Source organism: Pseudomonas sp. GW456-12-1-14-TSB6 (genome assembly GCF_059424205.1).
Genome location: NZ_JBWKZE010000020.1, coordinates 11,739 through 28,027, shown reverse-complemented (window position 1 = coordinate 28,027; position 16,289 = coordinate 11,739). Strand labels below are relative to the sequence as shown.

The 16,289-nt window shown below is 60.4% G+C and carries 14 protein-coding genes and 1 tRNA gene; 7 read left to right on the top strand and 8 right to left on the bottom strand.

The window, feature by feature from the left end; all coding sequences use genetic code 11:
• Nucleotides 1-205: 205 nt before the first annotated feature.
• Nucleotides 206-1,687 (bottom strand): glutamate--tRNA ligase, encoded by a 1,482-nt coding sequence (gene gltX / locus AC07Y2_RS18825; protein WP_007956429.1) that lies wholly within the window; start codon nt 1,685-1,687, stop codon nt 206-208.
• 230 nt (nt 1,688-1,917) lie between these two features.
• Here gltX and AC07Y2_RS18820 point away from each other — a divergent pair, with 230 nt between their 5' ends.
• Nucleotides 1,918-2,967 (top strand): HlyD family secretion protein, encoded by a 1,050-nt coding sequence (locus AC07Y2_RS18820; RefSeq protein WP_064594815.1) that lies wholly within the window; start codon nt 1,918-1,920, stop codon nt 2,965-2,967.
• Nucleotides 2,957-4,507 (top strand): MDR family MFS transporter, encoded by a 1,551-nt coding sequence (locus AC07Y2_RS18815; RefSeq protein WP_103386613.1) that lies wholly within the window; start codon nt 2,957-2,959, stop codon nt 4,505-4,507. The genes AC07Y2_RS18820 and AC07Y2_RS18815 overlap by 11 nt, the downstream gene beginning before the upstream one ends.
• Nucleotides 4,508-4,567: 60 nt before the next feature.
• Here AC07Y2_RS18815 and uvrB read toward each other — a convergent pair whose 3' ends face one another.
• Nucleotides 4,568-6,583, bottom strand: a complete 2,016-nt coding sequence (uvrB, locus tag AC07Y2_RS18810) for an excinuclease ABC subunit UvrB (RefSeq protein ID WP_039770141.1) — start codon at nt 6,581-6,583, stop codon at nt 4,568-4,570.
• A gap of 336 nt (nt 6,584-6,919) precedes the next feature.
• On the opposite strand from uvrB, the gene AC07Y2_RS18805 reads away from it, so the two are divergent.
• A complete protein-coding gene (locus AC07Y2_RS18805; protein ID WP_039770139.1) occupies nt 6,920-8,116 on the top strand; it encodes an amino acid aminotransferase in 1,197 nt (398 codons plus the stop codon).
• Nucleotides 8,117-8,228: 112 nt separating this feature from the next.
• Nucleotides 8,229-8,429 carry a hypothetical protein gene (locus AC07Y2_RS18800; RefSeq protein ID WP_007956421.1) on the top strand — a complete coding sequence of 67 codons (201 nt, stop codon included), beginning with the start codon at nt 8,229-8,231 and terminating at the stop codon, nt 8,427-8,429.
• Here AC07Y2_RS18800 and AC07Y2_RS18795 read toward each other — a convergent pair.
• The gene (locus AC07Y2_RS18795; protein ID WP_039770137.1) at nt 8,426-8,656 is read right to left on the bottom strand and encodes a hypothetical protein; all 231 of its coding nucleotides are present in this window, start codon (nt 8,654-8,656) and stop codon (nt 8,426-8,428) included. The two genes, AC07Y2_RS18800 and AC07Y2_RS18795, sit on opposite strands and share 4 nt — an antisense overlap.
• Before the next feature lie 229 nt (nt 8,657-8,885).
• Between AC07Y2_RS18795 and AC07Y2_RS18790 the strand changes: the two genes are divergently transcribed.
• Nucleotides 8,886-8,961, top strand: a tRNA-Asn gene (locus AC07Y2_RS18790).
• A gap of 122 nt (nt 8,962-9,083) precedes the next feature.
• On the opposite strand, the gene AC07Y2_RS18785 is transcribed toward AC07Y2_RS18790, so the two are convergent.
• Entirely contained in the window at nt 9,084-10,604 is a 1,521-nt protein-coding gene (locus tag AC07Y2_RS18785; protein WP_039770135.1) for a nucleobase:cation symporter-2 family protein, read from the bottom strand.
• Nucleotides 10,605-10,949: 345 nt separating this feature from the next.
• Between AC07Y2_RS18785 and AC07Y2_RS18780 the strand changes: the two genes are divergently transcribed.
• Nucleotides 10,950-11,279, top strand: coding sequence for a BrnA antitoxin family protein (locus AC07Y2_RS18780; protein ID WP_039770133.1), 330 nt, complete (start codon nt 10,950-10,952; stop codon nt 11,277-11,279).
• Nucleotides 11,280-11,282: 3 nt separating this feature from the next.
• On the opposite strand, the gene AC07Y2_RS18775 is transcribed toward AC07Y2_RS18780, so the two are convergent.
• The gene (locus tag AC07Y2_RS18775) at nt 11,283-12,110 is read right to left on the bottom strand and encodes an arylamine N-acetyltransferase family protein (RefSeq protein WP_103386612.1); all 828 of its coding nucleotides are present in this window, start codon (nt 12,108-12,110) and stop codon (nt 11,283-11,285) included.
• A 101-nt stretch (nt 12,111-12,211) separates the two neighbouring features.
• Nucleotides 12,212-13,006 (bottom strand): exodeoxyribonuclease III, encoded by a 795-nt coding sequence (gene xth, locus AC07Y2_RS18770; protein ID WP_103386611.1) that lies wholly within the window; start codon nt 13,004-13,006, stop codon nt 12,212-12,214.
• 117 nt (nt 13,007-13,123) lie between these two features.
• Between xth and AC07Y2_RS18765 the strand changes: the two genes are divergently transcribed.
• Nucleotides 13,124-13,711 carry a GNAT family N-acetyltransferase gene (locus AC07Y2_RS18765; RefSeq protein WP_074687678.1) on the top strand — a complete coding sequence of 196 codons (588 nt, stop codon included), beginning with the start codon at nt 13,124-13,126 and terminating at the stop codon, nt 13,709-13,711.
• 4 nt (nt 13,712-13,715) lie between these two features.
• Here AC07Y2_RS18765 and AC07Y2_RS18760 read toward each other — a convergent pair whose 3' ends face one another.
• Entirely contained in the window at nt 13,716-15,158 is a 1,443-nt protein-coding gene (locus AC07Y2_RS18760; protein WP_103386610.1) for a mechanosensitive ion channel family protein, read from the bottom strand.
• 139 nt (nt 15,159-15,297) lie between these two features.
• Entirely contained in the window at nt 15,298-16,164 is an 867-nt protein-coding gene (locus tag AC07Y2_RS18755; RefSeq protein ID WP_103386640.1) for a pirin family protein, read from the bottom strand.
• Nucleotides 16,165-16,289: the final 125 nt, after the last annotated feature.

Here is a 16,289-nt window from a genome sequence, read left to right as displayed (position 1 = left end):
ATGTCATCGTTGATGTCATCGCTGAGGACGGGGCGAATCTTAAGGGCGTATCGAAAGGCTGTCAAACTTATTTTTGAAAAATTTCAAAATTTTTTGTCGGCATAACAATCACTTACCGCCCTCCCCCCGTAAATTCGGGGGAAAACACCGAAGGACAGGATCAAAAGATCCTGACCTTCGGCGCGTCCCGCAGAGTCAAACGCAATCAGGCGATGGCGCCCAACAGCTTTTCCCACTCTTTGTTTTCTTTCTTCGACACGCCGCCCAGCAGGTCAATCGCCTGGCGCAGACGGAAACGGGTCAGGTCCGGCCCGAGGATTTCCATTGCATCGAGCACCGACACCGAACTCGCCTGCCCGGTAATCGCGGCAAACATCAGCGGCATCGCGTCACGCAGCTTCAGCTCGAGGGATTCAACCACCGCCTGAATCGTCGCGGTGATGCTGTCCTTCTCCCACTGACGCAGGCTTTCCAGCTTCCACAGGATCAGTTGCATCAGTTGACGCACCTGATCGCCCGACAGCTTTTTCGATTCGAACAGCTTGGCATCCGGGTTCACGCCACCGGCGAAGAAGAACCCGGCCAGCGGTGCAACCTGACTGAAGGTTTCGACGCGGCCCTGAACGTGCGGCGCGATCTTCATCATGTATTCGGAATTGAACGCCCACTTCTGTACGCGAGCGGCGAACTCTTCCACCGGCAGATCACGCAGCCACTGGCCGTTGAGCCACGACAGCTTCTCGATATCGAAAATCGGCCCGCCCAGCGACACACGCTTGAGATCGAAGTTGTCGACCATTTCCTGCAGCGAGAACTTCTCGCGCTCGTCCGGCATCGACCAGCCCATGCGGCCCAGGTAGTTGAGCATCGCCTCAGGCATGAAGCCCATGCGCTCGTAGAACGTCACCGAAGTCGGGTTCTTGCGCTTGGACAACTTGCTCTTGTCCGGGTTACGCAGCAGCGGCATATAGCACAGCTCCGGTTGTTCCCAGCCGAAGTACTCGTAGAGCAGGATCAGTTTCGGCGCCGACGGCAGCCATTCTTCGCCACGCAGCACGTGGGTGATGCCCATCAGGTGGTCGTCGACTACGTTGGCCAGGAAATATGTCGGCAGGCCGTCGGTCTTCATCAGCACTTGCATGTCCATGCGATCCCACGGGATCTCGACATCGCCACGCAGCATGTCCGGGACCACGCAGACGCCTTCGCTCGGCACCTTCATGCGGATCACGTGCGGCTCGCCGGCAGCCAGGCGACGGGCGACTTCTTCCTTGGACAGCAGCAGCGCGCGGCCGTCGTAACGCGGGGTTTCGCCGCGAGCCATTTGCTCGGCGCGCATCTGGTCCAGCTCTTCGGCGGTGCAGAAGCACGGGAAGGCGTGGCCCATGTCGACCAGTTGCTGGCAGTACTTCTGGTAGATGTCGCCGCGCTCGCTCTGACGGTAAGGACCGTGCGGGCCGCCGACGTCCGGGCCTTCGCTCCAGTCGATACCCAGCCAGCGCAGGGCGTCGAAGATCTGCTGTTCGGACTCGCGGGTCGAACGCAATTGATCGGTGTCTTCGATCCGCAGGATGAACTCACCGCCGTGCTGCTTGGCAAAGCAGTAGTTGAACAGTGCGATGTAAGCGGTACCTACGTGGGGATCCCCGGTAGGCGATGGCGCGATGCGAGTGCGGACGGTGGTCATGGCATGTCTCGAAAAGAATGAAAAGCAAAGAACGATCAAGCGGCGAATGGTAACAGGCGACACCCGCCCCGCTCCAGCGGGCAGGGCATTTAAGCCAAGGTTGCGTCTGGAACGCCCGTTGGCCGTGGTGAATGGCCGAATATCAACAGACGGCATTTACCGCTCATCGGCTGTGTGCCAGATTCGCCTGCTGATAACTTTCCTTACAATTCCTCGACTACAGTTTGCCCATGCCTGCCCAACTCAAGCGTCGCCTGTTCATTTTCCTGTTGCTGGTCCTGCTGATTGCCGGGGGCTTTTTCGCCCATTGGTTTTTCAAGGGACGCTTTTATGAAAGCACCGACAACGCCTATGTCCAGGGTGAAATCACCCGGGTATCGAGCCAGTTGAGCGCACGCATCGAGGAAGTGCTGGTGCAGGACAACCAGCATGTGGAAAAAGGCCAGTTGCTGATCCGTCTCGAACCGAATGATTTCCGCCTCGCTGTCGATCGCGCCAATGCCGCCCTCGCCACCCGCGAAGCCGAACGCCTGCAGGCCCAGAGCAAATTGACTCAGCAATCGAGCCTGATCGCCGCCAGCGATGCACAAGTGGCAACCACGCAAGCCACCCTCGGGCGCTCGCAGATGGATTTGTCGCGGGCAGAAACCCTGCGTAAACCCGGCTACGTCTCCGAGGAGCGGGTCACCACCCTTTCCGCCGACGCCCACATCGCTCGCTCGCAAGTGGCCAAGGCCCAGGCCGATGCCCAGAGCCAGCGCCAGCAAGTCAATGCACTTACGGCCGAAATCAAACGCCTCGACGCGCAGATCGCCAACGCCCGCGCCGACCTCGCCCAGGCCGAACTGAACCTGACGCGCAGTGAAATCCACGCACCGATCAGCGGCCTGATCGGCCAGCGCGCGGCGCGCAATGGTCAGGTGGTGCAGGCCGGCGCCTATCTGCTTTCAATCGTTCCGGACGAAGACATTTGGGTGCAGGCCAATTTCAAGGAAACCCAAATCGGTCACATGCAGCCGGGCCAGAAAGCCGAGCTGCTTTTCGATGCCTACGGCGATACGCCGATCGAGGCCCGGGTCGACAGCCTGTTCGCCGCCTCCGGCGCGCAGTTCAGCCTGTTGCCGCCGGACAACGCCACCGGCAACTTCACCAAGGTCGTACAGCGGATTCCGGTCAAGCTGACCTTCAAGGCCGATAACCCGCTGCACGGCAAGATCCGTCCGGGCATGTCCGTCACCGCCACCGTGAACATCAAAGACGCCCCTGACAATGGCCGGTGATTCACTGATCCGCCCGGTCGGCGAACCGACCCGGCGGGACTGGATTGCGGTGATGAGCGTGATGCTCGGCGCCTTCATGGCGGTGCTCGACATCCAGATCACCAACTCCTCGCTCAAGGATATTCAGGGCGCCCTGTCGGCGACGCTTGAAGAAGGCTCGTGGATTTCGACGTCTTATCTGGTGGCGGAAATCATCATGATCCCGCTGACCGCCTGGCTGGTGCAGTTGCTGTCGGCACGGCGGCTGGCAGTGTGGGTGTCGCTGGGGTTTCTGATTTCGTCGCTGCTGTGCTCAATGGCCTGGAGCCTGGAGAGCATGATCGTGTTTCGTGCCATGCAGGGCTTCACCGGTGGCGCGCTGATCCCGCTGGCCTTCACCCTGACCCTGATCAAACTCCCCGAACACCACCGGGCCAAAGGCATGGCGATGTTCGCCATGACCGCTACCTTCGCCCCATCCATCGGACCGACCCTCGGCGGCTGGCTCACGGAGAACTGGGGCTGGGAATACATCTTCTATATCAACATCCCGCCGGGCCTGATCATGATCGCCGGGCTGATGTACGGCCTGGAGAAAAAAGAAGCGCATTGGGAGCTGCTGAAAAGCACCGATTACACCGGCATTCTCACGCTGGGCGTCGGCCTCGGTTGCTTGCAGGTTTTTCTCGAGGAAGGCCATCGCAAGGACTGGCTGGAATCGAGCCTGATCGTGACGCTGGGCAGCATCGCCCTGCTGAGTTTGATCACCTTTGTGATCGTGCAGATTTCCAAGCCCAATCCGCTGATCAACCTCGGGATCCTGCGCAACCGCAATTTCGGCCTGTCGAGCATTTCCAGCCTCGGCATGGGCGTCGGGCTGTACGGTTCGATCTATCTGCTGCCGCTGTATCTGGCGCAGATCCAGAACTACAACGCCTTGCAGATCGGCGAAGTGATCATGTGGATGGGCGTGCCGCAGCTGTTTCTGATTCCGCTGGTGCCGAAACTGATGAAATTCGTCTCGCCGAAATGGCTGTGCACGATCGGTTTCGGCCTGTTCGGGCTGGCGAGTTTTTCCTCCGGGGTGCTCAATCCGGATTTCGCCGGGCCGCAGTTCAACCAGATTCAGATCATCCGGGCGCTGGGCCAGCCGCTGATCATGGTGACCATTTCGCTGATCGCCACGGCATATATCCTGCCGCAGGACGCGGGTTCGGCGTCGAGCCTGTTCAACATCCTGCGCAACCTCGGCGGTGCCATCGGCATCGCCCTGCTCGCCACCCTGCTGGATGCGCGCACCAAGACCTACTTCGATTACCTGCGTGAAGCGGTGGTGCCGACCAATCCGCAGGTTGCCGAACGCCTGGCGTCGATGAGCGATCGCTTTGGCAGTGACACGGCGGCGCTGGGAAAATTGAGCGAAATCGTCCATCAGCAGGCGCTGATCATGGCCTACAACGATGCGTTTCATTTTGTCGGGATTGCGCTGGGGATCAGCATGTTGGCGATTTTGCTGACCAAGAAATTGCCCGCCGGACTGAAGGCCGGCGAGGCACATTAACCTTGAGCGGACGCAGAGCGTCCAGGGCTGCATTCCCACGCGGAGCGTGGGAATGCTCCGTTAAACGGCCAACAAACGCTCACGAAGCTTGGCGATTTCGTCGCGCATCTGCGCGGCCGCTTCGAATTCCAGGTCGCGGGCCAACTGGTACATCTTCTCTTCCAGTTGGCGGATGCGCTTGGTGATCTCGCTCGGCGAGCGCAGTTCGGCTTCGTACTTGGCGTTTTCTTCGGCGGCCTTGGCCATGCCCTTGCGCTTCTTGCTGCGCGAACCGGGCACGGTGGCGCCTTCCATGATGTCGGCGACGTCCTTGAACACGCCCTTCGGCGTGATGCCGTTGGCCAGGTTGAAGGCGATCTGCTTGTCACGACGGCGCTCGGTTTCGCCAATCGCCCGCTCCATCGAACCGGTGATGCGATCCGCGTAGAGAATCGCCCGGCCATTGAGGTTACGCGCCGCCCGGCCGATGGTCTGGATCAGCGACCGCTCGGAACGCAGGAAACCTTCCTTGTCCGCGTCGAGAATCGCCACCAGCGACACTTCCGGCATGTCCAGGCCTTCACGCAGCAGGTTGATCCCCACCAGCACATCAAAGGTGCCGAGGCGCAGGTCGCGGATGATTTCGACCCGCTCGACGGTGTCGATGTCCGAGTGCAGATAACGCACGCGCACGCCGTGATCGGCCAGGTAATCGGTCAGATCTTCGGCCATGCGCTTGGTCAGCGTGGTGACCAGCACTCGCTCCTCTACCGCGACGCGCTTGGTGATTTCCGAGAGCAGATCGTCGACCTGGGTCAGCGCCGGACGCACTTCAACCTGCGGGTCGACCAGACCGGTCGGGCGCACAACCTGTTCGATCACCCGGCCGGCGTGTTCGGCTTCGTAGTTGCCGGGCGTGGCCGAGACGAAAATCGTCTGCGGGCTGACCCCTTCCCACTCGTCGAAGCGCATCGGCCGGTTGTCCAGCGCCGATGGCAGGCGGAAGCCGTATTCCACCAGGGTCTCTTTACGCGAGCGGTCGCCCTTATACATCGCGCCGACCTGCGGCACGCTGACGTGGGATTCGTCGATCACCAGCAAGGCGTCGGCCGGCAGGTAATCGTAAAGCGTCGGCGGCGGTGCCCCGGCCGGACGCCCGGACAGGTAGCGCGAGTAGTTTTCGATGCCGTTGCAATAACCGAGTTCGAGGATCATCTCCAGGTCGAACCGGGTGCGCTGCTCCAGACGCTGGGCTTCCACCAGTTTGTTGTTGTTGCGCAGGTATTCCAGGCGTTCCTGCAACTCGACCTTGATCCCCTCGATGGCATCGAGCAGGGTTTCCCGCGGCGTCACGTAGTGGCTTTTCGGATAGAAGGTGAAGCGCGGCAGCTTGCGGATGACCTCGCCGGTCAGCGGGTCGAACGCGGAAATGCTCTCCACTTCGTCATCGAACAACTCGATGCGGATCGCTTCGAGGTCGGATTCCGCCGGGTAGATGTCGATCACATCGCCGCGCACCCGGAAGGTCGCTCGGGCGAAATCCATGTCGTTGCGGGTGTATTGCAGGTCGGCCAGGCGCCGCACCAGCGCACGCTGGTCGAGCTTGTCGCCGCGATCGACGTGCAAGACCATTTTCAAATAGGTTTCCGGGCTGCCCAGACCGTAGATGCACGACACCGTGGTGACGATGATCGCATCCTTGCGCTCCAGCAACGCCTTGGTCGCTGACAGGCGCATCTGCTCGATGTGGTCGTTGATCGACGCATCCTTCTCGATAAAGGTGTCGGACGATGGCACGTAGGCTTCGGGCTGGTAGTAGTCGTAGTAGGAAACGAAGTACTCGACGGCGTTGTTCGGAAAGAACGACTTGAACTCGCCGTACAACTGCGCGGCCAGGGTCTTGTTCGGCGCCAGCACCAGGGTCGGGCGCTGCACCTGGGCGATCACATTGGCGATGCTGAAGGTCTTGCCCGACCCGGTCACCCCGAGCAGCGTCTGGTGCGACAAACCGGCTTCGATGCCTTCGACCATCAGGCGAATGGCTTCAGGCTGATCGCCGGCAGGGTCGAATCGGGTGACGAGCTGGAATTCAGACATAAACACCTCTGGAATCGCGACGCGGCGGGCAACCGCAGCACCACGAGAAAGACCGCAAACGACCGATGTCGCGCAAGGAAAAACGAAGATTGTGCTGAATGTGGAGCCGATTGCCTCGCCTTTCAAGGCAAACGTCCTACATCCGGTAAAGTCTCCGACAAGTCCATTCGACTAACGGTCGAGAAATAATCGGAAAAACTTACCTTAAAAGCCGAATCGCCTGTCGCCATTGATCGATGATGGCCTCTATACTAGCTCCCCGTTTGTGCACCGCTCTAGTGCATTCGGCTGGAGCGCGACACGTCCCTCCACTCTCCATTCAGAGCTGCCGTAAAAATGAGCCTGTTCTCCGCTGTCGAAATGGCACCCCGCGATCCAATCCTGGGCCTCAACGAAGCATTCAACGCCGATACCCGGACCAATAAGGTCAACCTCGGGGTGGGTGTGTACTGCAACGAAGAGGGGCGAATTCCACTCCTGCGCGCCGTCATCGAAGCCGAAACCCTTCGCGCCGCTCAGCATGCCTCCCGTGGCTACCTGCCGATCGACGGCATCGCGGCCTACGACCAGGCCGTGCAAAAGCTGCTGTTCGGCAATGATTCGCCACTGCTGGCGGCTGGCCGCGTTGTCACTACTCAGGCCGTCGGCGGTACCGGCGCACTGAAAATCGGTGCCGACTTCCTCAAGCAACTGCTGCCCAATGCCGTAGTGGCGATCAGCGACCCGAGCTGGGAAAACCACCGCGCGCTGTTCGAAACCGCCGGTTTCCCGGTGCAGAACTACCGCTACTACGACGCCGCCACCCACGACGTGAACCGTGCCGGCCTGCTCGAAGACCTGAACGCCCTGCCGAACGGCTCGATCGTCGTGCTGCACGCCTGCTGCCACAACCCAACCGGCGTCGACCTGAGCCCGGCGGACTGGAACAACGTGCTGGAAGCGGTCAAGGCCAAAGGGCACGTGCCGTTCCTCGACATGGCTTACCAGGGCTTCGGTGACGGCATCGCCGAAGACGCCGCTGCCGTGCGTCTGTTTGCCGAATCCGGCCTGACCTTCTTCGTATCGAGCTCGTTCTCCAAGTCGTTCTCGCTGTACGGCGAGCGCGTCGGTGCGCTGTCGATCATCAGCGAATCGAAAGAAGAAAGCGCCCGCGTCCTGTCGCAAGTCAAACGCGTGATCCGCACCAACTACTCCAACCCGCCGACCCACGGTGCAAGCATCGTTGCTGCGGTATTGAACAGCCCGGAACTGCGCGCCCAGTGGGAAGCCGAACTGGCTGAAATGCGCCTGCGCATTCGCGGCATGCGCGAGCAGATGGTTGCTCTGCTGGCCAAGAAAGCCCCGCAGCGTGACTTCAGCTTCGTCGGTCGTCAGCGCGGCATGTTCTCCTACTCCGGCCTGACCACCGAACAGGTTCACCGCCTGCGCAACGAGTTCGGCATCTACGCCCTGGACACCGGCCGCATCTGCGTCGCCGCGCTGAACCAGAGCAACATCGAAGCCGTGACGGACGCCATCGTTCAGGTCATCTGATCCGGCGCCGCACTGAAAACGGGAAGTCTTCGGGCTTCCCGTTTTTTATTTGTCTGAAGAAAAACCGCTACACCCTCTAGACTGCACCCAAACGATATTTCAGAGAGACGACATGAAAAACGATGACCTGCGCGCCGACCGCGACGATCTGGATGACTTCATCCCCCGCGCCCCGGCCAAACGCGGCAACAACCTGGTGCTGCAAGTCGCGGCCGGGGTGTTTCTCGGCGGGCTGGCGCTGTGGCTGGTGCAACTGGGTGCGACGATGCTGTACGCCAAACTGATGCTCGGCACCTTCACCTTCGGCGGTTAAGCCAGTTCCGCTGCACGCTGAGTCGCCGCATCGTCATAAACGACGTAGAGCGATTCGGCGATCTGGCTCTTGATGGCCTTGGTGCTTTCCAGGCCGAGGACAAAACCTTCGGCCTTGCCGCCTGCGCGGTTCAGCTCTTCAGCCGTACCGGCCTGAGTGATCGCGTCGTAAAGCTTTTCGGCATGTGGGCCAACGCCTTTGGGCAGGCTGATTTGCGCGGTGCTCATGCGAACACCTCGACAGGACGACGGGTTAGGATGGGACTATTCATGGCGCGTACCTTTTCGGCGAATGGCCGGCAGCGCGTGTGACCACTTCCGGGGCGGCCATGGTAGACCTCTGGTGGAGTTCTGGTAACCGCCAATCGCCGATAAACCGCCGCCCGTCCTGACCTTTCCAACAAATTTACATCTCGCGCTTGACTAGTCTTTTTAAATCAGTAACATACGCACCAATTCCGCAATAGCTCAGTTGGTAGAGCAAGTGACTGTTAATCACTGGGTCCCTGGTTCGAGTCCAGGTTGTGGAGCCAAATACAGAGCCCCTGAATCGAAAGATTCAGGGGCTTTTTTGTGGGCGCTGAAAAAAAGGCGACATAGAAAAAGGGCCGATCAGTTTTCCAGCTGATCGGCCCTTTTCGTTCAACGACAACGGTCAGACGTGCTCGCTGCTCTTGGCATGTGCCTTCGGTACGCCATGACCGTGATCTGCATCCGGATCGATCACCGGTACTTCGTTGCCGTCGCAGTCATGCAGCTTGCCGTCGCTGAAGTAGTCGCCTTCACGCAACGCTGCCAGATCGCGATAACGCAGGGTCCGCTCTTCTGCTGCCGCGAACACCGACTGCTGATCCGAGTTACCCGCCGTGAAGTGGTTGAACGCCAGGTTCAGCAGGATCGCCATGATCGCCGACGAGCTGATGCCCGAATGGAAAATGGTCGCGAACCAGCTCGGGAAGTGATCGTAGAAGTTCGGCGCGGCAATCGGGATCATGCCGAAGCCGATCGAGGTGGCGACGATGATCAGGTTGACGTTGTTGCGGTAATCAACCTTGGACAAGGTGCGGATACCACTCGCCGCCACGGTGCCGAACAGCACGATACCGGCGCCGCCGAGTACCGAGGTCGGCACGGCTGCGATGACCCGGCCCATGAACGGCAGCAGGCCGAGGATCACCAGGAAGATACCGCCGGTCGCCACCACATAGCGGCTCTTGATCCCGGTCACCGCCACCAGCCCGACGTTCTGGGCGAAGGCACTTTGGGTGAACGAGCCGAAGATCGGCGCAAACATGCTCGACAGCATGTCCGCCCGCAGGCCGTTGCCCAGACGCTTGGAGTCGACCTTGGTGCCGATGATTTCACCGACCGCCAGGATGTCCGCCGAGGTTTCCACCAGGGTCACCATGACCACGATGCACATCGACAGGATCGCGGCGAAGTGGAAGGTCGGCATGCCGAAATGGAACGGCGTCGGGAAGCCGAACATCGGGCCCTGGGTGACGCTGGAGAAATCCGCCATGCCGAGGAACACCGCCAGCACCGTGCCGATCACCATGGCCAACAGGATCGACAGACGCGAGATGGTGGAGCTGCCGACCTTGCTCAGCAACAACACCAGTACCAGCGTGACCGCCGCCAGACCGATGTTCTGCATGCTGCCGAAATCAGGCGCATGACTGTTGCCGCCCATGGCCCAGCGTGCGGCCACCGGCATCAGCGTCAGGCCGATGGTGGTGATCACAATGCCGGTTACCAGCGGCGGGAAGAACTTGGTGATTCGCGAGAACACCGGGGTGATCAGCAAGCCAATCAACGACGCGGCTATCACTGCGCCGAGCACCGACTGGAAGCCGCCCTCCCCGCCGCTGCTGACAATCGCCACCATGGTCGCGACACCGGAAAACGACACGCCCTGCACTAGCGGCAACTGACAGCCGAAAAACGGTAAACCCAGGGTTTGCAGCAACGTGGCCAGCCCCCCCGCAAACAATGAAGCAGCAATCAACAGACCGATGTCCGCCGGCGATAGCCCGGCGGCCTGACCGATGATCAGTGGCACCGCGACGATACCGCCATACATGGTCAGAACGTGTTGCAGGCCGTAAGCCATATTCGCGCCGACCCCGAGATTCTCGTCCTCGGGCCGTTGGTGTGAAACATGGGGCGTTTTCATGGTGGGGGAGTTCCCTGGTTTTTGTTATGCGCACACTGTATGCAAGAGTCAGGACAAATGTCCATAGACTTGTATACAACTTATCAGTCACATAATGGTTAGCTAGCCACCCAACCTTCTATCTCGCAGCTTTCATCCCACAAATTCGGCAACACATCCCCAATCGAGTCCACGTTTTATCCGCCTAGGCTGAAGTGTTCATGGCGACCGACGGCGCGGCCGCACTCTTTTATACATATAAAGTATGCATAATGAAGTCATTCAAGATTCAGTTCGACAAAAGCAAGAATGCTGCCAACGCATTCGAGCCCAGCGAACGATGGCAACTTTGCGCAGAGGTGATCAATGAAGGATGAGTACGATTTCAGCCAGGGTAAACGCGGCGCCATCGCGCCGATCAAGGGCAAGACCCGCATCACCATCATGCTCGATGACGCGGTGATCGAAGCCGCGCGCGAGGTCGCTGAAAGCGAGGGGTTTGGCTATCAGACGGTCATCAACAACACCCTGCGCCACGCATTGCTTAACAGCCGTGGCGCAACCGAGGAACTCGAGCATTCCAGCGGGCAATTCAAGCAAGGCATCACCGCCACCGACCTCAAAAGCCTTGAGAAAAAACTGTCGGCGGCCGTGAACGAGATCCGGCGGGTACTGGAACCGGACGTCAAACCGTAGCATTCAACTTGGCTGAATCAAGCGCGCCAGAGCCTCTCGTGCACCGGGCTGGTGCGGCAAGCGCAGGCCAAATTCCCGTTCCAGCAATTCGATCAGTTCATCAACATCTGTCACTTCGCGCCGCTCGCTCTCGGCGCCGATGCGGTGAATGGCGAAACTGCCGTTGTTCAGCGTACGCCGCCAGCCGTCGCCGGTACGCGCCACCATCAGGCGCTGGGCGAATGGTGAGTCCGGGTGGGTCGAGACGTACCAGTTGCCGAGGGTGTAATCGATGTCTTCCTGGCGCTGCAGGTCGAACAGGTACATCGGCCGCCATTCGCCAGCAACCTTGGCCCGCAACATGTAGCCATCGGCCTGCACTTCGATGCGATACGGTTCGTGCGGGGTGGATTGCTCGGCTTCGGTATCCAGCACCAGCGGCGCGGTCGGGACCATGCCGCCGAAGCCGACGTCGGTGATGTAGCGCACGCCATCGATGGTCACCAGGCTCAAGCGGTGGGTGCGCGCCGTCCAACTGCCTTCGGGCTGATTCATGACCACGCGCCCGCTGATGCCCCGCGCATCGAACCCCAGCTCCAGCAACAAGGCCAGAAACAGGTTGTTCAGCTCGTAGCAGTAACCGCCACGGGCGTCGTTCAGGACCTTGCGTTCAATGGAGGGCAGATCGATCAGCACAGGTTCGCCACTCAGCGTCGACAGGTTTTCGAAAGCAAAGGCGCCGGTATGGCGCAGCTGCAGCAGGCGCAAGGTTTCAAGGATCGGTGCCGGGGGCGCATCGAATCCCAGGCGTTGCAGATACTGTTTCAGATTCGTCAGGCGTGGCTCGCTCATGGCTGGGTCCTTTCGCATGGGGGCGCGGATCGTTCCGCCGATGGTCGCCATGTATACGGGATCCGGGCCTCGAATCGACAATTGAATTAACCAATCACCGGCTAGCGTCTTTTACGCGAATCGATACGAATCCACGTTGGCGCGTGATCACTGGCATGCGGTTCATTACGCACCCAGGCATCCACCCCCGCCTCGTGCAAATAAGGCGTCAGCTTCGGATTGAGCAGCAGATGGTCGATCCGCAGCCCGGAGTTCTTCTGCCAGTGTTGGCGGAAATAATCCCAGAAGGTGTACAGCCGATCCTCGGGATACAGATGCCGCAACGAATCCGTCCAGCCCTGATCCAGCAGACGCTGATAGCACTCGCGGCTTTGCGGTTGCAACAGCGCGTCCTTGAGCCAGGAACGGGTGTTGTAGATATCCAGATCGGTAGGCACCACGTTGTAATCGCCAGCCAGCACCACCGGATGATCGCTGCTTTGCAGATCCTTGGCGTATTTGATCAGACGCTCGAACCAGGCCAGTTTGTAGTCGAACTTCGGCCCCGGTTGCGGGTTGCCATTGGGCAGGTACAGGCATCCCACCAACACCCCGTGCACCGCTGCTTCGAGGTAGCGGCTGTGTTTATCGTCGGGATCGCCGGGCAAACCGCGCCGGCTCTCCAGCGGTTGCGCATCGCGGGCAAGAATCGCCACGCCGTTCCATGACGCCTGACCGTGCCAGATGGCGCCGTAACCGGCAGCCTCCAGCTCGGCGGCGGGAAACGCGCTGTCCACCAGTTTCAGCTCCTGCAAACAGGCGATGTCCGGCTGCTCGCGCCTGAGCCATTCCAGCAGGTTTGGCAGTCGGGCCCGCAGGCCGTTGACGTTGAACGTGGCAATGCGCATTTTTTTCATCGTCCGGGTTCCTGCCAATGACCGATAAAAACTCTGACATCCGCCCACCGCGACGGTTGCGTCGGATCCTTCCCGTACGGCGTAATAAGCCCTCGCCCGATCGCCGAGAATCCCCACATGCAAACCACGCTGCAAGGCCAGGGCATCATCCTGCGCCCGCTTCAATACGCCGACGCCGATGCCCTGCTCCGCGCTGCCGCCGACGGTGAACTGTGGAACCTCACGGTCACCGTGGTGCCGTCGGCGACCACCGTCGACGCTTACCTGAAGAAGGCCCTCGACGGCCGTGAGGCGGGAACGGTCATGCCGTTTGTCATCGTACTGAAGGAAACCGGCGAGGTGATCGGCTCGACCCGGTTCTGGAAGATCGACCCGCTCAACCGCAAGCTGGAGATCGGCAGCAGCTGGATTTCGGCACGATTTCAGAAGACCTTCGTCAACACCGAGGCCAAGTACCTGATGCTGCGCCACGCGTTCGAGGTGCTCGATTGCGTGCGGGTGCAGTTCACCACCGACGAAAACAACCAGAAGTCGCGTAACGCGATTCTGCGGCTCGGCGCGCAACAGGAAGGCATCGTCCGCCACGAACGCATCATGCCGGACGGCCGCAAGCGCAACTCGGTGCGCTTCAGCATCATCGATGACGAATGGCCGCAGGTGCGCCTGAACCTGGAACGCAAACTGGCGGATTACGGCCTGCGCTGAACAGTCAGACGCGATTGCGCAGCCATTGCAGGAAACCTTTCTTCGGCAGCGCCACCGGCGTTTCTTCCGTCAGGGATTGCGCCTTGTGCAGGCGGAAATCGAGCAGCGCCTGCATCGCGTCGTTGATGTCGTGACGAGCGTCCAGGCACGGCTTGAGATAAGACTTTTCAATGCGATACAGCGCGCAGAAGGTCTTGGCGGAGAAGTCGGCCGGCAATGACGTATCGGACAGAATCCCCGCCTCGCCGATCACTTCACCCGGCCCCATCCGTCCTGACTCGAACGGCGCGCCATGGCGCTTGAGCGTCACCGAGACCACGCCGGACTCGATGATGAACAGGTGATCGCTGACCTCGCCGCCCGCGAGGATCGTCTCGCCGGCCCGGAAAGTTTGCAGGGTCATGTTCTGGCTGAAGGTTTCTTTCTCCTCCTGACGCAGGGTGGAGAAAATCGGCGAGCTGTCGAGCAACGCCCGAGGGCGCGAGAGATTGCTCGGCACGCCAGGCTCATCGCTCGACAGCAGATTGACCCCGGACGCTTGCAGGTGCCGGTACGCCAGGTCGAACAGCTGATTGCGCACCACGCGCTTTTCGCTCATCGAGGCGACGAACCCGCTGATTTCATATTCGGCACCCGCACTGTTGGAGCTCTTCAGCGCGACACTCGGCGCGGGGCTCTCCAATAACTGGCGGCAGCCCTGCATCGCCCGCTCCAGGGCATCAATCACCGAGCTGGGCCGCGCATGGGGACTGACCTGCACGCTGACGGCCACCCCGAACATATTGCTCGGCCGGCTGAAGTTGATGATCTTCGCCTTGGCCGCCAGCGAGTTGGGAATCACCGCCATGCTGCCCTGACTGGTTTGCAGGCGCGTGGCGCGCCAGTCGATGTCGGTGACCCGGCCTTCGGTGCCGTCGATGGAAATCCAGTCATCCAGTTGATAAGGCTTGGTGGTGTTGAGCACGATCCCGGAAAACACGTCACTCAAGGTGCTCTGCAACGCCAGACCGACGATGATCGCCAGCGCCCCGGAGGTTGCCAGCACGCCCTTGACCGGCAGATCCAGCACATAGGCCAGTGCCGCGATGATTGCGATCAGGAAAATCACCGCACCGAGCAGATCCTGCAACAACCGCCCGGTGTGCCCGACCCGTTGCATCATCACCGCACCGATCAACACCGTCAGAGTGCGCGCGCCGAACAGCCACCAGCCGATCTGCAACCCGGTCGCCGCCAGGTGCAACGGCACATTGTCGGCCCACGGCGCAGGCTCCATCGGGTTGAGCCCTTCGTTGAACAGCAGAATGCTGAACAGGGCAAAAATCAGCACCCGCACCAACAGTTTCCATGCGCTGCCGTGGGCGCTGATCAGGCGCCACAGACCGAGATCGACCAGGATCAGGATCAAGGCGCAAAACAACGGATGATCGGTGAGCAGAGACAGCATCAAACAACTCCGACAGGGGCCAATCGCGAGAAGATCGCACAGATTGGGCTCAGTGTAGGAGTAATTGATTTGGCGGGATGAGCGCTAATGCGCGTGCGCAAAAAAAACCGGCAGGCGCACGTGGCGCCTGCCGGGATTTTCAGCCGTGCATCTGGCCGAAGCGGCCGGACTGGAAGTCGGCGAAAGCCTGATGGATTTCCTGCTCGGTGTTCATCACGAACGGGCCGTGGCCGACAATCGGCTCGTCGATCGGCTCGCCGCTGAGCAGCAGCACCACCGCGTCCGCGCTGGCTTCAAGGGTGATGCGATCGCCATCACGCTCGAACAGCGCCAACTGGCCTTCGCGCATCGACTCCCCACCGTTGATCTGAACCGACCCCTTCAACACCACCAGCGCCGTGTTGCGGCCTTCGTGCAAGTCCAGCGTGAGCAACTTGCCGGTGTTCAGCCGCAGATCCCACACATCGATAGGCGTGAACGTGCGGGATGGACCTTTGTGGCCGTCGAACTCACCGGCGATCAGCCGCAGGCTGCCGGCACCGTCCTTGAGCGCGATTTGCGGAATATCACTGTCCAGAATGGTCTGGTAACCCGGCGCGGCCATTTTGTCCTTCGCCGGCAGGTTGACCCACAGCTGCACCATTTCCAGATTGCCGCCGGTTTTGGCGAAGTTTTCCGAGTGGAACTCTTCATGCAGGATGCCGGAAGCCGCCGTCATCCATTGCACATCCCCCGGACCGATGGTGCCGCCGCTGCCGGTGGAGTCGCGGTGCTGCACTTCGCCTTCGTAAACGATGGTCACGGTTTCGAAGCCACGGTGCGGATGCTGCCCCACGCCGCGGCGTTCAGTAGTCGGGGTGAAATGCGCAGGACCGGCGTGATCCAACAGCAGGAACGGGCTGATGTGCTGGCCCAGGTTGTCGTAGGAAAACAGGGTGCGCACCGGAAACCCATCGCCGACCCAGTGGCCGCGAGGGCTGGTGTAGATACCGATCAGGTTTTTCATGGTGGACTCCGTCATCAGGTTGATCATGGAGCGATCATAAATTCGTCATGTATTTAGTACTAGTCAGCCAAAACCGTCCTCATCGTTCTACTGGTGGAACGATATCGATCGCGGTGATTCTTGAC

Coding starts and splice junctions, on each gene's coding strand:
- uvrB (WP_039770141.1), bottom strand. CDS start 6,583: ATGTCTGAATTCCAGCTCGTCACCCGATTCGACCCTGCCGGCGATCAG.
- AC07Y2_RS18805 (WP_039770139.1), top strand. CDS start 6,920: ATGAGCCTGTTCTCCGCTGTCGAAATGGCACCCCGCGATCCAATCCTG.
- AC07Y2_RS18765 (WP_074687678.1), top strand. CDS start 13,124: ATGCAAACCACGCTGCAAGGCCAGGGCATCATCCTGCGCCCGCTTCAA.
- gltX (WP_007956429.1), bottom strand. CDS start 1,687: ATGACCACCGTCCGCACTCGCATCGCGCCATCGCCTACCGGGGATCCC.
- AC07Y2_RS18795 (WP_039770137.1), bottom strand. CDS start 8,656: ATGAGCACCGCGCAAATCAGCCTGCCCAAAGGCGTTGGCCCACATGCC.
- AC07Y2_RS18775 (WP_103386612.1), bottom strand. CDS start 12,110: ATGAGCGAGCCACGCCTGACGAATCTGAAACAGTATCTGCAACGCCTG.
- AC07Y2_RS18800 (WP_007956421.1), top strand. CDS start 8,229: ATGAAAAACGATGACCTGCGCGCCGACCGCGACGATCTGGATGACTTC.
- AC07Y2_RS18760 (WP_103386610.1), bottom strand. CDS start 15,158: ATGCTGTCTCTGCTCACCGATCATCCGTTGTTTTGCGCCTTGATCCTG.
- AC07Y2_RS18780 (WP_039770133.1), top strand. CDS start 10,950: ATGAAGGATGAGTACGATTTCAGCCAGGGTAAACGCGGCGCCATCGCG.
- AC07Y2_RS18785 (WP_039770135.1), bottom strand. CDS start 10,604: ATGAAAACGCCCCATGTTTCACACCAACGGCCCGAGGACGAGAATCTC.
- AC07Y2_RS18820 (WP_064594815.1), top strand. CDS start 1,918: ATGCCTGCCCAACTCAAGCGTCGCCTGTTCATTTTCCTGTTGCTGGTC.
- AC07Y2_RS18755 (WP_103386640.1), bottom strand. CDS start 16,164: ATGAAAAACCTGATCGGTATCTACACCAGCCCTCGCGGCCACTGGGTC.
- xth (WP_103386611.1), bottom strand. CDS start 13,006: ATGAAAAAAATGCGCATTGCCACGTTCAACGTCAACGGCCTGCGGGCC.
- AC07Y2_RS18815 (WP_103386613.1), top strand. CDS start 2,957: ATGGCCGGTGATTCACTGATCCGCCCGGTCGGCGAACCGACCCGGCGG.